This is a genomic window from Methylomonas defluvii (genome assembly GCF_033949435.1).
Taxonomy (GTDB): domain Bacteria; phylum Pseudomonadota; class Gammaproteobacteria; order Methylococcales; family Methylomonadaceae; genus Methylomonas; species Methylomonas defluvii.
The window spans coordinates 48,089-64,902 of record NZ_JAXARY010000014.1 but is presented as its reverse complement, the minus strand read 5'-3'; the positions used below and the strand labels follow the sequence as shown (position 1 = coordinate 64,902).

12 protein-coding genes are annotated in these 16,814 nt (G+C 51.1%); 8 read left to right on the top strand and 4 right to left on the bottom strand.

Features of this window, described 5'->3' with window-relative positions:
• Positions 1–33: 33 nt before the first annotated feature.
• From atpD to QLH52_RS15265, 7 genes are all read left to right on the top strand, one after another.
• A complete protein-coding gene (gene atpD / locus QLH52_RS15295) occupies positions 34–1,407 on the top strand; it encodes a F0F1 ATP synthase subunit beta (protein ID WP_033156954.1) in 1,374 nt (457 codons plus the stop codon).
• A 24-nt stretch (positions 1,408–1,431) separates the two neighbouring features.
• Positions 1,432–1,854 carry a F0F1 ATP synthase subunit epsilon gene (locus QLH52_RS15290; protein ID WP_033156953.1) on the top strand — a complete coding sequence of 141 codons (423 nt, stop codon included), beginning with the start codon at positions 1,432–1,434 and terminating at the stop codon, positions 1,852–1,854.
• A 72-nt stretch (positions 1,855–1,926) separates the two neighbouring features.
• Positions 1,927–3,348 (top strand): bifunctional UDP-N-acetylglucosamine diphosphorylase/glucosamine-1-phosphate N-acetyltransferase GlmU, encoded by a 1,422-nt coding sequence (glmU, locus tag QLH52_RS15285; protein WP_319962144.1) that lies wholly within the window; start codon positions 1,927–1,929, stop codon positions 3,346–3,348.
• 1 nt (position 3,349) lies between these two features.
• A complete protein-coding gene (gene glmS, locus QLH52_RS15280; RefSeq protein ID WP_319962143.1) occupies positions 3,350–5,185 on the top strand; it encodes a glutamine--fructose-6-phosphate transaminase (isomerizing) in 1,836 nt (611 codons plus the stop codon).
• Between the two features lie 345 nt (positions 5,186–5,530).
• Entirely contained in the window at positions 5,531–6,619 is a 1,089-nt protein-coding gene (locus tag QLH52_RS15275) for a DUF262 domain-containing protein (protein WP_319962141.1), read from the top strand.
• A 1-nt stretch (position 6,620) separates the two neighbouring features.
• On the top strand, positions 6,621–7,265 hold the full coding sequence (locus QLH52_RS15270; RefSeq protein ID WP_319962140.1) for an MAE_28990/MAE_18760 family HEPN-like nuclease: 645 nt from the start codon (positions 6,621–6,623) through the stop codon (positions 7,263–7,265).
• Between the two features lie 362 nt (positions 7,266–7,627).
• A complete protein-coding gene (locus tag QLH52_RS15265) occupies positions 7,628–8,098 on the top strand; it encodes a hypothetical protein (protein ID WP_319962139.1) in 471 nt (156 codons plus the stop codon).
• A 688-nt stretch (positions 8,099–8,786) separates the two neighbouring features.
• Here the strand turns inward: QLH52_RS15265 and QLH52_RS15260 are convergent.
• The 3 genes from QLH52_RS15260 to QLH52_RS15250 all read right to left on the bottom strand — a co-directional run bounded on the left by QLH52_RS15260 (position 8,787) and on the right by QLH52_RS15250 (position 14,885).
• Entirely contained in the window at positions 8,787–13,421 is a 4,635-nt protein-coding gene (locus QLH52_RS15260) for an EAL domain-containing protein (RefSeq protein WP_319962138.1), read from the bottom strand.
• Positions 13,422–13,490: 69 nt separating this feature from the next.
• Positions 13,491–14,180, bottom strand: a complete 690-nt coding sequence (locus QLH52_RS15255; RefSeq protein WP_319962137.1) for a tetratricopeptide repeat protein — start codon at positions 14,178–14,180, stop codon at positions 13,491–13,493.
• Between the two features lie 231 nt (positions 14,181–14,411).
• Positions 14,412–14,885, bottom strand: coding sequence for a CYTH domain-containing protein (locus QLH52_RS15250; protein WP_319962136.1), 474 nt, complete (start codon positions 14,883–14,885; stop codon positions 14,412–14,414).
• 124 nt (positions 14,886–15,009) lie between these two features.
• On the opposite strand from QLH52_RS15250, the gene sodB reads away from it, so the two are divergent.
• Complete coding sequence (gene sodB / locus QLH52_RS15245) at positions 15,010–15,591, top strand: superoxide dismutase [Fe] (RefSeq protein WP_033156944.1); 582 nt, start codon at positions 15,010–15,012, stop codon at positions 15,589–15,591.
• A 226-nt stretch (positions 15,592–15,817) separates the two neighbouring features.
• Here the strand turns inward: sodB and QLH52_RS15240 are convergent, their stop codons facing one another.
• Positions 15,818–16,807 (bottom strand): stage II sporulation protein M, encoded by a 990-nt coding sequence (locus QLH52_RS15240; protein ID WP_319962135.1) that lies wholly within the window; start codon positions 16,805–16,807, stop codon positions 15,818–15,820.
• Positions 16,808–16,814: the final 7 nt, after the last annotated feature.

Here is a 16,814-nt window from a genome sequence, read left to right as displayed (position 1 = left end):
ACAAGTTTAGAGATTTTAAAAGAGGACGACATAATGAGTTTGGGTAAAATCGTTCAGATCATCGGTGCGGTCGTAGACGTGGAGTTTCCACGCGATAACCTGCCGAAAGTATATGATGCGTTAAATGTTAAGGGCGGTCTGGTTTTGGAAGTTCAGCAGCAATTGGGCGACGGCGTAGTCCGGACCATTGCGATGGGTTCCACCGACGGTTTGAGCCGTGGTGTTGAAGTCAGCAACTCTGGCGAAGCGATCAAGGTACCGGTCGGTCAAGCAACTCTGGGACGCATCATGAATGTTCTCGGTGAGGCGATCGATGAAAAAGGGCCTATCGGTGAGAAAGAGAAGTGGACTATCCACCGTGACGCCCCTTCCTACGACGAACAAGCGCCAGCCAACGAATTGTTGGAAACCGGTATCAAAGTAATCGACTTGGTTTGTCCGTTCGCGAAAGGCGGTAAAGTCGGTCTGTTCGGCGGTGCCGGTGTAGGCAAGACTGTTAACATGATGGAATTGATCCGTAACATCGCGATTGAGCACAGCGGTTTCTCGGTATTTGCTGGCGTCGGTGAGCGGACTCGTGAAGGTAACGACTTCTATCACGAAATGACCGACTCCAACGTTATCGACAAAGTATCACTGGTTTACGGTCAAATGAACGAGCCACCTGGCAACCGTTTGCGCGTCGCGCTGACCGGTTTGACCATGGCGGAGTTTTTCCGCGACGAAGGTCGTGACGTACTGTTCTTCGTTGACAACATTTATCGTTATACCTTGGCGGGTACCGAAGTATCGGCGCTGCTGGGACGTATGCCTTCCGCGGTAGGTTATCAGCCTACACTGGCTGAAGAGATGGGGGTGTTGCAGGAGCGGATTACTTCCACCAAAACCGGTTCTATCACTTCTATCCAAGCGGTCTACGTGCCTGCGGATGACTTGACCGACCCGTCGCCTGCTACTACCTTCGCTCACTTGGACGCGACCGTGGTATTGTCGCGCCAAATCGCCGAGTTGGGTATTTATCCGGCTATTGATCCGCTGGATTCCAGCAGCCGTCAGCTTGATCCTTTGGTTATCGGTCAGGAACATTACGAAGTTGCCCGTTCGGTACAAGGTATTTTGCAACGCTACAAAGAACTGCGCGATATTATCGCCATCTTGGGTATGGACGAATTGTCGGAAGACGACAAACTGACCGTATCCAGAGCGCGTAAAATCCAACGTTTCTTGTCTCAGCCGTTCTTCGTTGCCGAAGTTTTCACCGGTTCTCCAGGTAAATACGTGTCCCTGAAAGATACCATTGCCGGTTTCAAAGGCATTATCAGCGGCGAATACGACAGTCTTCCCGAGCAAGCTTTCTACATGGTCGGCACAATCGACGAAGCCATTGAAAAAGCCAAAGGCATGTAAACCACCTCATAGGAGAGTTTTAACATGGCAATGACAATTCATGTGGACATCGTCAGTGCGGAGCAGGAAATCTTTTCCGGCTTGGCTGAAATGGTCTTTGCACCGGCGGAAATGGGCGATGTCGGTATCGCGCCGCGCCATGCGCCGTTAATCACCAAGCTGAAACCCGGTGAAGTTCGGGTTAAGCTGAGCGATAAAGACTATCAAGCGTTTTACGTGTCCGGTGGCTTTCTGGAAGTGCAGCCGCATTTGGTAACCGTTTTGGCGGATACCGCGATCAGAGCAAAGGACATCGACGAAGCGGCGGCGCTACAAGCCAAAGCCAGAGCGGAAGAAATGCTCAGCGATAAATCGGGTAAATACGATTACGCGATTGCGCAAGCCGAATTGGCGCAAGCTGTAAACCAATTAAGAACCTTGGAAAGATTAAGAAAACGTGGTGCGTAAACCATTTATCGCGTAAAAATATAAGCCCGATGACGCAACGTTATCGGGCTTTTTTTGTTTTAAGGAATAGCAATGTCGATTAAAACCATCATCTTGGCGGCCGGCCAAGGCACCAGAATGCGTTCGTCGCGGCCTAAAGTACTGCATGAAATTGCCAATAAAGCGTTGTTGCAGCATGTCTACGAAACAAGTCTTTCGCTGGAAAATAATCAGATTTTTATCATCTACGGCCACGGCGGCGAGACTGTCAAACAAGCTTTGAGTAGCTTGGACGCTACCTGGATAGAGCAAAAACAGCAACTAGGCACCGGGCACGCGGTACAGCAAGCCATTCACCACGTCGACGATCCGGACACCGTATTGATTCTATACGGCGATGTACCTTTATTAAAGGCCAAAACCATCCAAACCTTATTGCACAAGGTCAGCTTGACGTCCTTGGCATTGCTGACGGTCAACCTGGACGACCCCACCGGCTACGGCCGCATAGTCCGCGATAAAGATCATGCTGTTGTCAAAATAGTCGAGCAAAAAGACGCCAACGAAGTGGAATTGCAAATCAGCGAAGGCAATACCGGCATCCTGGCCTGCAAAGGTAGCCAGTTGAAGCAATGGTTGTCCAGGCTGAGCAATAACAACGCCCAAAACGAATATTATTTAACCGACATTATTGAAATGGCCGTGGAAGATGGCCTTACCGTCGAAACCACTCAAGCCGGTAGCCAGGACGAAGTGCTGGGTGTAAACAATCGCAGCCAATTGGCGCATCTAGAGCGCGTGTATCAAGCGGAACAGGCGCAAGCATTGATGGAAAAAGGCGTCACACTGCGCGATTCGGCTCGGGTGGATGTCAGAGGCAGTTTTGCCGAACTGGGTCAGGATATTGATGTGGACATCAACGTGATTTTCGAAGGCGTTAATCGCATCGGCTCCAATGTAAAAATCGGTCCCAATTGTCTGATTAAAAACGCCAGCATCGCCAACGATGTCGAAATTCTCGCTAACAGCGTGATCGAGGACGCTTCGGTCGGCGCCGGCAGCCGCATAGGCCCGTTCGCCCGGTTGCGGCCGCAAACCGAGCTGGCCGATCATGTGCATATCGGCAATTTCGTAGAAATCAAAAAATCCACTGTCGCCACCGGCAGCAAAATTAACCATTTAAGCTATATTGGCGATAGCGAAGTGGGTAGCAAGGTCAATATCGGCGCCGGCACCATTACTTGCAATTACGACGGCGTGAATAAATTTAAAACCATAATCGAAGACGGCGCGTTTATCGGTTCCGATACCCAATTGGTGGCACCGGTAACGGTCGGAAAAAACGCGACAATCGGCGCCGGTTCGACCATTACCCGAGATACACCGGAAAATCAATTAACCCTTAGCCGGAGTAAGCAGCTTAGCGTGCCTAGCTGGCAGCGTCCGGTCAAACTGGCGGAGATTGTTCCCGACAATTCTCCGCACTCGTTAGCTCCTAGTAAGTCGGAGAAATAGTATGTGTGGGATAGTCGCGGGCGTTGCCCAACGCAATGTGGTACCGATATTGATAGAGGGTTTGAAGCGTCTGGAATACCGGGGCTACGACTCTGCCGGCTTGGCTGTCGTCAATAGCGGAGAAATATTCCGCAAGCGCGAGTTGGGCAAGGTTAAAGGCCTGGAAGCCCTAATCGCCGCCGACCCGATCGAAGGCCGCATCGGCATCGCCCACACCCGCTGGGCTACTCACGGCAAGCCCAGCACCCGCAATGCCCACCCCCACGTCAGCAAGGACCGTGTCGCGGTGGTACATAATGGCATCATTGAAAACCACGATCATTTACGCACCGCATTACAGGAAAACGGCTACGTCTTCACCTCGGAGACTGACACCGAGGTCATCGTACATAAGGTTGCTGAAGAACTGAAAGACGCCGACAGCCTGCTCGACGCCGTCACCAAAACCGTCAAAAGCCTGCGCGGCGCTTATGCCTTGGGCGTCATCGACAGCGAACAACCGGATTTATTGGTTGCCTGCCGTAAAGGCAGCCCGCTGGTCATCGGAATCGGCATCGGCGAATATTTCATCGCCTCCGACATTGCCGCCTTGCTGCCGGTTACCCAGCGCTTCATCTTCCTGGAAGACGGCGATGTGGCCGAATTGACCATCAACGGCGTCACCATTTTCGACGAAGCCGGCCGCCGTGTGGTTCGCCCGGTCATCGAAAGCCAGCTGAAAGCCGACTCAGTCGACAAAGGCAAATACCGCCACTACATGCTCAAGGAAATCTACGAGCAAGCCTGGGCGGTTTCCGAAACCCTGGAAGGCCGCTTCATCGACAACCGCCTGCAGGACAACGCCTTTGGCCACAACGCCGGCGAAGTGTTCGACCAGATCAAATCGGTGCTAATCCTGGCCTGCGGCACCAGTTACCACGCCGGACTGGTCGCTCGCTACTGGTTCGAAAAATACGCCCGCGTGCCCTGCTCGATCGAAATTGCCAGCGAATTTCGCTACCGTAACCCGGTGGTGGCACCGGATACATTAGTAGTCACCATTTCCCAGTCCGGCGAAACTGCCGACACGCTTGCCGCATTGCAGGAAGCCAAAAAGCTCGGCGTCAAACACTCGTTGGTGATCTGCAACGCGCCGGAGAGCTCGCTGGTACGCGAATCCGATCTGGTGTTGATGACCCGCGCCGGCCCGGAAATCGGCGTTGCTTCGACCAAGGCCTTCACCACCCAGTTGGTGGCCTTGTTGATGCTGATCATCGCAGTCGGCCGCCGCTTCGAGCTCAGCGCCGACCAGGAAGAGCACATCGTCTCGCAACTGTTTGCCCTGCCCGGCAACATCGAAAAAGTGCTGAAGCTGGACAATGCCATCGAACTGTTGTCGCAGCGTTTCGCGGACAAGCACAACGCGCTGTTCCTCGGCCGTGGTACCCATTACCCGATCGCAATGGAAGGCGCGTTGAAGCTCAAGGAGATTTCCTATATCCACGCTGAAGCCTATCCGGCCGGCGAATTGAAGCACGGCCCGCTGGCCTTGATCGATGCCGAAATGCCGGTGGTCACGGTCGCGCCCAACAACAACCTGCTGGAAAAGCTGAAATCCAATATCCAGGAAGTCAGCGCCCGCGGCGGACAGTTGATCGTGTTCATGGACGAGGACTTGGCCGAAAGCGATGCCGCCGACGAGAACGTGCAAATCGTCAAAATGCCCAGCGTCGCCAACGCCATCTCGCCGATCATCTACACTATCCCGCTACAACTGCTGTCCTACTACGTCGCCGTGCTGAAAGGCACCGATGTCGATCAGCCGCGGAATTTAGCTAAGTCGGTCACGGTGGAATAGCCGCAGCTTTGGCGGAATGGATTCCGAATATGTTGGGTTTGGGTTTGGGTTTGGGTTTGGGTTTGGGTTTAAGGGTTTGTCGGGTTAAGTCTCGGCAAATCCTTTTTTATTGGCTGTGATTTCCTCGTTGTGTTTTGAATTGTCCGATGACCGGGAGGAGAGATCGGACCCAAGCGGAAATTGGTGTATTTAATCCGGCACGCCGGTTTGATATTCAAATAACGAAAGTTGTAGGGTGGATAAGCGTAGCGTCATCCGCCATAGAGTAGAAGGATTTTAAATTAGGTGGATGGCGCTGCGCTTATCCACCCTACGGTCCTACTGAATCAAAATTTGGTTATTAAAATGAGCATTGACAAAGAAGTAAACAAAGCCAAGCAAGAGATAGTTAAAGACGGATTAGATATGTCTCTTGGTGAAATTATGCGTATCTATGAGCGCGGAGAGCTTGTCATTCGTCCAGAGTATCAACGTTTATATCGATGGGATGAGTCAAAACGCACAAGGTTTTTAGAGTCGCTTATTTTAGGTATACCTATTCCTCCTATATTTGTCTTTACCGATGAAAAGGGGAGGTGGGAGCTAATTGATGGATTGCAACGCTTATCCACTGTATTTCACTATGCAGGTATTCTTATGGACGAAAATGGCTCAAAAATTGCTCCATTTACTCCATCTGGCACAAAACTACTCCCCTCTCTGGATGGGTTACACTGGGAGCCTATTAACGATGATGATGAATCGGCTCTTCCGATGTCAATCAGGTTAGATGTAGAGCGTTCTCGAATTAGGGTTGAGATATTAAAGCGGGAAAGTGATCAAAGAGCAAAATATGAACTCTTTCAGAGGTTAAATACCGGTGGAGCCAGACTATCAGAGCAAGAAGTAAGAAATTGCGTATTGGTAATGCTTAACAAGGAACTCTATGAAAAGCTTGTTGTGGCTGCTCAAAATGCAAAATTTGTCCAATGTACCGCTCAAACTGATAGGTCAATTTCCGAACAAAAACCTATGGAGCTGTTGATTCGATTTCTAGCCTATAGATACAAGAAGTATGATCAAAAAATTGATGTACATGATTGGCTTGATGAGGTGGCGATCGATATTGCTACGGATGATAGATATGATATTGATCATGAGTTAGAGATTTTCTACAGAATATTTGAAATTCTTGAAAAGTCTCTAGGAAGTGATAGCTTTAAAAAGTTTGATAATGGAGTTTTTGAAAGAGGATTCTTAATTTCGGCTTATGAAGCAATTACTCATGGAATGTCTCATAAAATAGATAATATTGAAAAATGTGGGATCAATTCTCTTGTCGATTCAATAAAAAAAATGTGGGGAGATGAAAGGTTTTCTAATAATGCAAGAGCAGGCGTTCGGGGTACAACTAGACTGGCAAATATTTTGCCAATAGCGAGTACTTGGTTTTAACATGAGAATCAAAACTATTCATCAGTTTTCAGCAGCCTTGAATGACGAAATAACTTGGCGTAAACGAGAAATTATTGAATTAAGGATGCATGCCGCTAAGAAAGATAATGTTGTTAATAAAACCATATTGAGAGCGGGAGTCGCTGTGCTGTATTCTCATTGGGAGGGTTTTATTAAAGCATCTTCTGAACTCCTTCTAAATTATATCTCTAACCAAAAGCTAAAAAATGATGAGTTGAGTGATGTGTATGTTATTCAATCATTTAAATCTCATTTATCAAACCTTGCAGAAACTAAAAATGCAAGTATTGCGGTAGAGTCATTGAGATTTATCTTAGATGAGATGAATAAAAGCGCCTGTATTAAGTACAAAAACTACGTAAATACGGAGTCTAATTTGAGTTCAGAAGTATTTGATCGTATTGCGAAATCGGTCGGTGTAGATGTGAATAAATATATGCATTTATACCCATTCATTGACGAATCAATAGTTAATAAGAGAAATTATATCGCTCACGGAGAATACATGGATGTAAACATTGATGAGTATAAGAGGATATCGGATAGAGTATTCGATCTCATTAGATACTATAAAGATGACATCGAGAATATTGCTGTTAGAAGGTCATACGCGAAAGGACCGTAGGATGTACTGAACAGCGTGAAGCGCATAGTTCGCGATTGGTTCGGTTCGTAGACGCACCACACACTACGCCTATTTTCGGCTAGGCAATTGCCATTGGCACTATTGTATTCGTCCGGCGGTTTTGGTCGCTTTAAGCCTTCCCTCTCAGGCCACAGCAAGTATGGCCTGAATCAAGAGCATCCATAAAAGTTAAATCTCAACCCCGGATTCCGCTTCGCTGCATCCAGGCTACGGGCTTTACCGAATAAAAAAGCCATTTTCTAACATATAAAATCACTCCTTTTTAGAAAAATAGCCTACGCTTTTTCTCTGCGGACAGGCGCTGCCGGTTCGCGACTTCGACAACTATGTAGGAGATTGAGATGAGTCAGAATTTGTTATCGTTAACGTTCACTGACACCGCGCTGGCGGAAATCGACGCGGCGTTGACTACCTTGGAAACCCATTTCGCCGGCTTTGCGACGCTGTCGCCCGACCAGCGCCGCAATATTTTGAAGATGGGCGATAAGACTGAAGCGTTCTGCCGGCAGACAATGCTGCTGGCCGCCCAAAACGCCCAGGCGATTCCGCCCAATCTGAATATGCCTGAGGCGCAAGCCGACATGACCAGCCTTGACCAACTCCGCCCGCGCTTGCATCGGCTGCGGGATTTGCAGGCGCGCGGCGACGATACCGACATGGCGCTGGGCAGCGATATTTACAGCTTCTGCCTGGATGCTTACGCTTCATTAAAAATTGCTGGCAAAGGTGCGGCCTTGGAAACGCTGCGGCAAGCGATGGCGGTGCGATTCAATCGTGGCGCCAAGAGCAAAGTCGAACCAGCCGCCGGCTAAGCTTGACGGCGGCGTTTGCAACCGGCCGCGGGGGACGGCCGACAGCAAGGCTTTACCGCTGAGCTTAAATGCTATCAATCCCAACTTTCTTGCCTTTCCCGAATACCTTTTAGTCTTAAGGGCCAAGCATTAAGGCATGTCGGCAAGCCAAAAAGCCACGCGCGCAAAGCGAATAGCTTTGATCGCAAACTGGCCTAAGCAAGCGCGCAACCAAAAACAGTTCTCGCCCATAGCAAATCGCATTAATTGCCAGCCAATATAACTTTGCGCGCGAGGTAAAAAGCTATTCGGCTTCGCCAATTTGGTTCAAACTCAAACCTACTCAACCTTGCGCGCAAGCCATTTAGTCGTTCGTGCAAGGCAAATTGCTTCAATCGCAAAGCTGTCTGGGCAAGCGCGCAAGCAGAAACAGTGTTCGCCGATAGCAAATTGCTTTAACCGCAAGCCACGATAACGTTGCGGGCCAGGTAAAAAGCGATTCGGCTAAACCAAATGGGCGCAACCCCAAACCTGAGAGCCTCGCGTGCAGGCCAATAAGCGATTCGCGTAAGCCTTGTGGCTTTGCCCTTAAGCATGTGGAGGTGGCCCGTCAAGTGTTTGTTTCGTCAGGTGGATTGTGGTTGGTCTAACGGGTTCAAAATCCGCCTGACGTTGTATCGGCAGCTTGCTGGGGGTGATCCGAACAGGCTTAGGCCGCGGGTTCTAGGCGCTCCAGTAACTGCACTATTTGCAGATTGGCTTCGCGTAATTGGCTGAAATCTGCGCTGTCGCCGCTTCTGCCGTCCAGCCGATGACGTTGGAGTTGTTCCGCTAGGATTTGTTGGCGGGATTGCGCCCGCTCCAGTTGTTCCAGCAAGCGCGCATCAATGCCGCGTTCGTGTTTGAGCCGTTCCAGCCATCTACCCAGGTGCGATTTTTTCGAGTTCAGGATCGGCCAGCGCGGACTCGTGCCGGTTGGGGGATGCAGACATTGCTCCAGACGGCGCAACCAATACTGCTGCTGAAGTTTCAGTAATTCCAATTGGTTTTGCCAATTAGTCAGCGAAAGTCTGGCGCAATCGGTCCAGGCCTGAGGGTTGCGATAGCTGTTGACCCAAGCCAACACCGCGTCGGCCGGCATCGCTTCGGCGATGGCGGAACCTTGGGCGATGCTGCATCCCAAATCGATCAGAAAAATCCCGTGTTCTATATCTTCCACGCCTTCGGCAACTGCTTCGCGTTTGAAGGCTTTGGCCAGCGCAATCACACTTTCGACGATGGCCATGTCATCCGGGTCGTCTATCATATTGCGGACAAAACTCTGATCGATCTTTACCGTGTTGATGGTCAAATGCCGCAAATGCGCCAGCGACGAATAACCGGTGCCGAAATCGTCGAGCGCACAGGGTACGCCCAGGTCGTGAAAGCATTGTTTCAGCGTTTCCCCAACCGAGATCAAATCCTCCAGTACGCTACTCTCCAGCACTTCCAATTCCAATTGCCAGGAAGGAATTTGCGGGTATTCCGTTAGTAAGGTTTCCAGGGTTTTGATGAAATCCGGCCATTGCAGATGGCGCGGGGATATGTTCACGCTCACTTGTAGATTCAGGCCGAGATCGTGCCAGACCTGCAATTGTTTGAAGGCTTGTCGTAGCACCCAGTTGCTCAGGTCAATTTCCAAGGTAGTGTTTTCGACTATGGGCAGAAATTCGGCCGGCGGCAACACGCCGCGTTGCGGATGATGCCAACGGATCAGCGCTTCTGCGCCGACCACTTCGCCGGTTTTGATATTGACTCTGGGCTGGTAGTACATGCAAAACTGGTTATCCATCAGCGCCTGGCCGACTTCGGCCAAAGCTTGCTCCAAGCGGCTGGGGCGATGATTGATGCTGCTCGATTGTCCGGGCAAATGATCGTAAATCCGATAGCGGTTGCGGCCATCCAATTTGGCCTGATACATGGCTTGGTCGGCGTGGCGCAACAGAATATCCGGATCTTCCAAATCCAGCGGATAGATGGTCACGCCGCTGCTGGCGGCAATCCGCACATGGCGGTTTTCCAGCTCGAACGGTTCGGCCATGGCCTGATGTATGCGGGTCAAGGCATCTTCGCATTGCTGCACCGATTGCAAATTTTCAAATAACAACGCAAATTCGTCGCCGCCCAGCCGGCAAACCGTATCGCCTTCGCGCAGCTTTAACTTGATGCGTTTGGCCACTTCCACCAACAACTGGTCGCCGGTTTCGTGGCCGAAGTTATCGTTAACCTGCTTGAATCCGTCCAAATCCAGATAGCATACCGCCAACAGCGATTCGGCGCGTTTGCTGTGGGCGATAGCCTGGGCAAAGCGATCAGCGAATAAGGCGCGATTGGGCAATTGGGTGAGCGGATCGAAATGCGCCAGCACTTCCAGGGCTTGCTGTTGTTGCTTACTCTCGGTGATGTCCGAGAACAAACCCAGGTAATTGATGATATTGCCGGCGTCATCGCGCAAAGCCGAAACCGTTAACAGTTCGGCATACAAATCCCCATTTTTCCGCCGATTCCAGACTTCGCCTTGCCAATGCCCGGTCTGGTTTATGATGGCCCACATGGCTTCGTAAAACTCCGGCGCTTGCCGGCCGGATTTCAGAAAGCTGGGATTTTGTCCCAATGCTTCCTCGCTGCTATAGCCGGTGATGTCCGTGAAGGCGGCGTTGACATCAATGATACAGGCGTTGAGGTCGGTAATGATGATGCCTTCGTGGGCGTCCGAAAAGACCCGCGCCGACAGCCGTAGTTTTTCCTCGGCCGCTTTGCGTTTACTAACATCATGGACAATCCCGCGCATCCGCACCGGTTTGCCGTTACCGTCGCGCTCGACCTGACCCACCGAGCGCATCCAGCGCTTTTCGCCGTTAGGGGTTTGGATACGGTACTCCACATCGTAATTGGCGCCGCGTTCAAGGTGCTCGCGGGTCGCTTCCAAAATTAAAGGCCTATCCTCCGGACAAACCACTTCCAGGAAATCATTCCAGGTATTGAGTGGCTTATGCGGAAAACCCAATTCAGTTGTGACGATTTCCGACCAGAACTGGCGGTTTTTCAACAAATCTGCTTCCCAAATACCGACGCCGCCATAGATTTGGCTTATCCGAAAGCGTTCTTCGCTCTCTTTTAGTGCCAGTTCGGTCTGTTTGCGCTCGGTAATGTCCTGGACTAACACGACGAAACGGTCGGGGCCGGCTTTATAGCTATCGATGGCATACCAGCGGCCCAGATCGGTTACGCAGTTTTCAAAATGTTGCGGCTCGCCACTGGTATCCAGCCCGTCAAAACTGGCGATCCAGGCTCCCTCGGTGTTTGGCAACACCTGCTTCACGGTTTTGCCTATCCAGTTCTCGCGGGCAATACCGGTCATTTTTTCAAAGGCCGGGTTAATATCCAGATAGCGATAATCGACGATTTTGCCGCTGTCGTCGCGTATTACCTGATGTAGCGCAAAGCCCAGCGACATATTGGTGTAAAGCCGCGCCAAGTCGGCCTCGCTACGTTTGCGAGCCTTGATTTCCTTACGCAGCCTGAACACCCAATAGACGAAAAACAACAGGGCCAGCAGCGCAACGGTGGCGGATCGCAATAGCGCGTCCAGTTGAATGCCTTGCTCGACCTTCAAAGCCATCCAGCGGTTAATAATGGCGTCATGTTCGGCTTGGCTGATACTGGACAGAGCTTTCTCCAGTAACGACCGCAAGTGCGGCTGAGATGTGAGTGCGGCCATCCGGGTTTCGTTGACATACCCAGGCTGGCCGGCAATATGCAGATTCAATAAGCCTTGTTGTTTGATGGTGTAACTGGCCGAAGCCGCATCGCCGATATAAGCATCCACTTTGCCTTCGGCCAGCAGATTCAGTGCTTCGTGTACCGAGGGGGCGGTCAGCAGTTGTATCCCTGGGTAGTCTCTGCTCAGCAATTCCTGCACAAAATACCCTTGTTCGATAGCGACTCGTCTCCCCGTCAGTAGTGGCAGGGAATCGATATAAGCACTGCTTTTGTCGCCGATGATCACCGTCGGCGTGCTGATATAGGGAGGGGTAAAGCTCAGGTACTGCTCACGATCAGGGGTTTTGGTCACCCCGGCGAGCATGTCCAGTTCGCCGCGTTTGGCCATGTCCAGCACTTCCTGCCAGGATTTGTCCATGATCAGCACGAACTTCACGCCCAATCTCTGCTCGATTAGCTTGAGGTGTTCTGCAACCATGCCTTGATGCAGGCCGGCGGCATCCAGCCATTCGTATGGCGGAAAATTCTTGTCTATGCCCACCCGAATTTCAGGATGTTCAGCCAGCCACTGTCGTTCCGCGTCGTTCAATGGCAAATCGGCGGATTGTCTGCCGCCGTAGACAAACTCATTGAGTTGGCCGTCGCTTAAAGGACGCGCTAATTTCAGACTGGCATAAATGTCGGCTACCCGGCGTAAGCGGGTAGCTTCTATCTGGCCCAGCGGGATGTAGTCCGGCATGATCAGCTTACGGGTTTCCTCGGCTTCGTAGCGCAGTTGCTCCGGACTCAGTTTGCTTGGGTATTTGTGCTGGATCAGCTCGATCAGCCAATCGGGGTGAGACAGCGCATATTCCCAGCCTTTCAGGCTGGCCCGGAGGAAGCGCTCTGCGCGGCCGGGATGTTGTTGTAGCTCTTTGCGGCTGGTGAAAAGCAAGTCGCCGTAAAAGTCGATACCGTAATTTTGCGGATTGATAATGTTGAATTTGATGCCGGCGGTGCGAAAGCTGAATGGCTGGTCGGTGATATAGCCGGACATCACATCGACTTTATCCGCAATAAAGTCGGCGTTGTTAAAGGTCTCGGCAACTTTTTGATAGCGGCTTTCGTTTAGATTGGCTTCGGCGAGTAAGGCGCGAATCTGCGCATTATTCTCGCCCACCACATCGTACATGATGCGCTTGCCGGCCATTTCGTAGGGGCTGACGATGCCGGAAGCTTGTTTGCTGAACAGCACCAGCGCATCGTGCTGAAATAGGGCGGCTAGAGCCGCTATGGGCTTGCCGTTGGCATACTGGGCAATGATGCCGGAATCGCCGATGCCGTATTCGGCTTCCCCGGATGCGACCTGTTCTACGTAGTCCTGGTCAGGATTCCGCTCACGTATCTTTACCTGCAAGCCTTCCTCGGCATAATAGCCTTGCTCGATAGCCGCGTAATAACCGGCAAATTGGAATTGGTGAAACCATTTCAATTGTAGCGCTACTGGTTCCAGCGGCTGGTTTGCTGCGGGTGTGCCAGCGGTGCTGGACGTACAAAACAGTAAAAAAAATACCGAGGACAGTCCGAAAATGGTTTTTTTCATAAATGCCAGTCGTGGCCTGTTTTGAAAGTAGGGTTATTCTACAGCCAAAGGCAAACGGGCCAGGCGGATTTAGTCGGCTGTCGCGGAAGTGAACAACGATTGAAATTTATTTTTGCCGGCGTTGGATTTACGTTGCTGGGTGTGTGCCAGCGCCATTTTGGCTTCGTTTTGCAACTGGGTATCGGCAAATACTTGCTGTTTGCGCAGCGGGGCCTGGACGGCCTTGTGCAAATATTCCTCAGCTTCCGCGCTGCGATCCTGTTGCAGCAAATAATCGGCGTAGAAGTAATTGGCGTCGATACCGTTGGGGTTGATTTTCAAGCTGGCTTTCAACATTTGCTCCGCAAGCTGATTATCCCCAAAAGATACCGGCCAGCCAGGCACCATGTAATACAGCGTGCCCAGCGTGACATAGGCCGCGCCATCCAGCGCATTGGGATTTTGGGCGATGGCTTCTTCCAACAGTGTCTTGGCGGTTTGCAGGCTGGACAAGGCGCTCAACGAAGATTGAAACGCCGCATTGGTGGCGATAATCGTCGCTTGCCAGATTTTCGGCTCGGCGGCGTTTGGGTAGCGTTTGGTTAATTCGGCGGCAGTTTCCAGCATTTGCGGATAAGTTTGTCTTTGCCGGGTTTCGTCGCTTTGATAATAAACGCTGGCCCACTCGCTTTCCAAGCGGGCAATAGCGGTCGCCAGCTCCGATGCATGCAGCGGACCGGCGAAAAGTATCAATAAAACAACAAAAGTAGCTTTGCTCATACATTCAATATAGAGCATTGCATTTTGGATTTCAATACGTCCTTTAAATTATTGTTTTAACAAAGTATTGCCTGTCGCAAAAATTCGCTATGCGCCAGGCTTTAGTGAGGAAGGCTAGGTATGCATTTGTAGCGCTGTAGCGACTCTGCAAATATCTTGTCCCAGTTTTGCAACAAACGCCGCAAACCTCAGAAAACGGCAACTTTTATCGCCTATCTGGCTTGTTGCCGCTTATTTATCCCAATCCTTGAACGGATGCTTGCAGAGATTATTGTTGTAATAGCGTATATCGTCGGTAACTTCCATGCCGACCCAGTCCGGCCTAACAAAGGCCTCTCCTACTGCCGACAATTCGATTTCAGCGACAATCAAACCTTGGTTATCGCCCATGAATTCGTCAATTTCCCAAACATGCCGGTCGCGATAGACAAAATGACGGATTTTTTCCACTAACGGCTTATGGCATAGCTCGTCGAGAATACTGTTGGCGTCATTCAACGGGATTTCATACTCAAACTCCTGACGATGGCTACCGATAGTGGCGCTCTTGATATTCAGCCAAGCCTGCTTGTCGGAAATTCGCACGCGCACCGAACTGAGCGGGCTGCTGCTTAAATAGCCCTGTTTGTAGTGTACGGAATGATCGATTTCGCCGCGCCAGTCGTCGTTCGCCAGCAAAAACTTATGTTCAACCTCAAGTGCCATCGTTGTTTTCCTTAGATTAGGTAGTGTTAAGCAATAATTCTTTATTATAATGCTGGGTAATTAGGTTTGGGCGGTAAGCCCGCGCCTAATAACTGCTGCTGTTCAATCAATCTGGAGAATAAAGATGGCTTTTGAATTACCTGCATTACCGTACGCAAAAGACGCATTGGCGCCGCACATTTCCGCAGAAACGATCGAATTTCACTACGGCAAACATCACCAAACTTATGTCACCAACCTGAACAATCTGGTTCCCGGCACTGAGTTTGAAGGCTTGTCCCTGGAAGAGATCGTGAAAAAATCCTCTGGCGGCGTATTCAACAACGCAGCGCAAATCTGGAACCACACCTTTTATTGGAACAGCCTGTCTCCCAACGGCGGCGGCGAACCTACCGGTGGTTTGGCGAATGCCATTGATAGAACATTCGGTTCTTTCGAGAAATTCAAAGAAGAATTTACCAAATGCGCGGTCACCACTTTCGGCTCAGGCTGGGCGTGGCTGGTGAAAAACGACAAAGGCGGTCTGGAACTGGTTAGCACCAGCAACGCCGGTTGCCCGTTAACTGCCGGGCAAACGCCGTTGTTGACTTGCGATGTTTGGGAACACGCTTATTACATCGATTTCCGCAATCTGCGTCCTAAATATCTGGAAGCGTTCTGGGCATTGGTTAACTGGGAATTCGCCAGCGCCAATTACGAAGCTTAAGCCTTAGAAGGCGCGGGCCGGCGTCCTCACAGGCCCGTCCGCGCCGCTTTTGCCAGACTTATTTCTCGCGCTTTTCAATACAAGACTGGCGCTAGCCGAGCTTAAAAAGCCGCAAGCCTCTACCTCGACCTCTCCACCTATCGTTTCGACAACCAAGCTATCGCTATTATCGGCAAGGCAATACCTTAAGCAGTATTAGCCTATACCGAATAGCTGCGAAGTACTGTCACGGCTGTCTGGATTTTCCCGGCACGCCGAACAACAATATCAGCCAGAATATCATGCCGCTGCAGCAGCCGATTACCGCTCTTTGCGGCAAATTGAAGGCTTGATCGGGCGAGACAAAGCCTTCGATCAAACCGGCGAAAATCAGAAACGGAGTTACCGCAAGCAGTACTTTGCCGGCACTGATGCTGGTCTCCTGAAACGCTTGCAGTCGATTGCGGGCGCCGGGCCGTATCAGGGCTTCACCGAGTTGCAAGCCCATCGCGCCGGCGATGATGATGACGCTCAATTCGACCACGCCATGGCCAATGATGAAGGCAAATAACCGCCCGTCCAGCTGGTAAGCGGCGGTAAAGGCAAAGATTCCGCCCAGCATGAAACCGTTGAAGCCGATGATGTAGAGGGTGCCGACGCCGTAGAATGCCCCTAAGCCAAAAGCGAACAGTGTCACCGTGATGTTGTTGGCGGCAATGCTAAGGGACAATACCGAGGACGGCGCGACGTTGAGCAGGCCGTCGGTCCATAATTCGCCTTTCTGAACGTGGTCTATCATCTTCGGCGAGGCCAGCAGACCGATCAAATCGGGATAGCTGCCAATCAGCCACCAGCCGGCGGCAATACCCAGCACGAACAGCGCAAAGGCGCTGAAGATTGCGGTTTTCAATTCCCGCATCAGCCGCGGTATTTCCCAATGATATAAATCGATCAAACGCGCCAAAGGATGATTGGCGGGACCGTAGATTTCTTCGTGGGCTTTTAAGAACAGGTTTTCCAGGTAACGGGTAATCATGGCTTTGCCGTTTACCCGGCGCGACAAGGACAAATCGCTCAACAGGGCGCGATAGCCTGACAGCAGCTGGCGGGCATCACTGATTTCCTGGGCGCGGCGGCTAGCCGTCGGTTTAAGGGTGTTTTCCAGGCTTTCCCATTGGCTTTTCCGGGCATTTAACCAGTGAGACAATGCTTGAGATTGGTTGTTTAACTGCTGCATCGTCGGC

Bases quoted from the DNA above. Each gene is read 5' to 3' on its own strand.
- QLH52_RS15265 (WP_319962139.1), top strand. From the start codon at position 7,628: ATGAGTCAGAATTTGTTATCGTTAACGTTCACTGACACCGCGCTGGCG.
- QLH52_RS15260 (WP_319962138.1), bottom strand. From the start codon at position 13,421: ATGAAAAAAACCATTTTCGGACTGTCCTCGGTATTTTTTTTACTGTTT.
- atpD (WP_033156954.1), top strand. From the start codon at position 34: ATGAGTTTGGGTAAAATCGTTCAGATCATCGGTGCGGTCGTAGACGTG.
- glmU (WP_319962144.1), top strand. From the start codon at position 1,927: ATGTCGATTAAAACCATCATCTTGGCGGCCGGCCAAGGCACCAGAATG.
- QLH52_RS15275 (WP_319962141.1), top strand. From the start codon at position 5,531: ATGAGCATTGACAAAGAAGTAAACAAAGCCAAGCAAGAGATAGTTAAA.
- QLH52_RS15240 (WP_319962135.1), bottom strand. From the start codon at position 16,807: ATGCAGCAGTTAAACAACCAATCTCAAGCATTGTCTCACTGGTTAAAT.
- QLH52_RS15255 (WP_319962137.1), bottom strand. From the start codon at position 14,180: ATGAGCAAAGCTACTTTTGTTGTTTTATTGATACTTTTCGCCGGTCCG.
- QLH52_RS15290 (WP_033156953.1), top strand. From the start codon at position 1,432: ATGGCAATGACAATTCATGTGGACATCGTCAGTGCGGAGCAGGAAATC.
- glmS (WP_319962143.1), top strand. From the start codon at position 3,350: ATGTGTGGGATAGTCGCGGGCGTTGCCCAACGCAATGTGGTACCGATA.
- sodB (WP_033156944.1), top strand. From the start codon at position 15,010: ATGGCTTTTGAATTACCTGCATTACCGTACGCAAAAGACGCATTGGCG.
- QLH52_RS15270 (WP_319962140.1), top strand. From the start codon at position 6,621: ATGAGAATCAAAACTATTCATCAGTTTTCAGCAGCCTTGAATGACGAA.
- QLH52_RS15250 (WP_319962136.1), bottom strand. From the start codon at position 14,885: ATGGCACTTGAGGTTGAACATAAGTTTTTGCTGGCGAACGACGACTGG.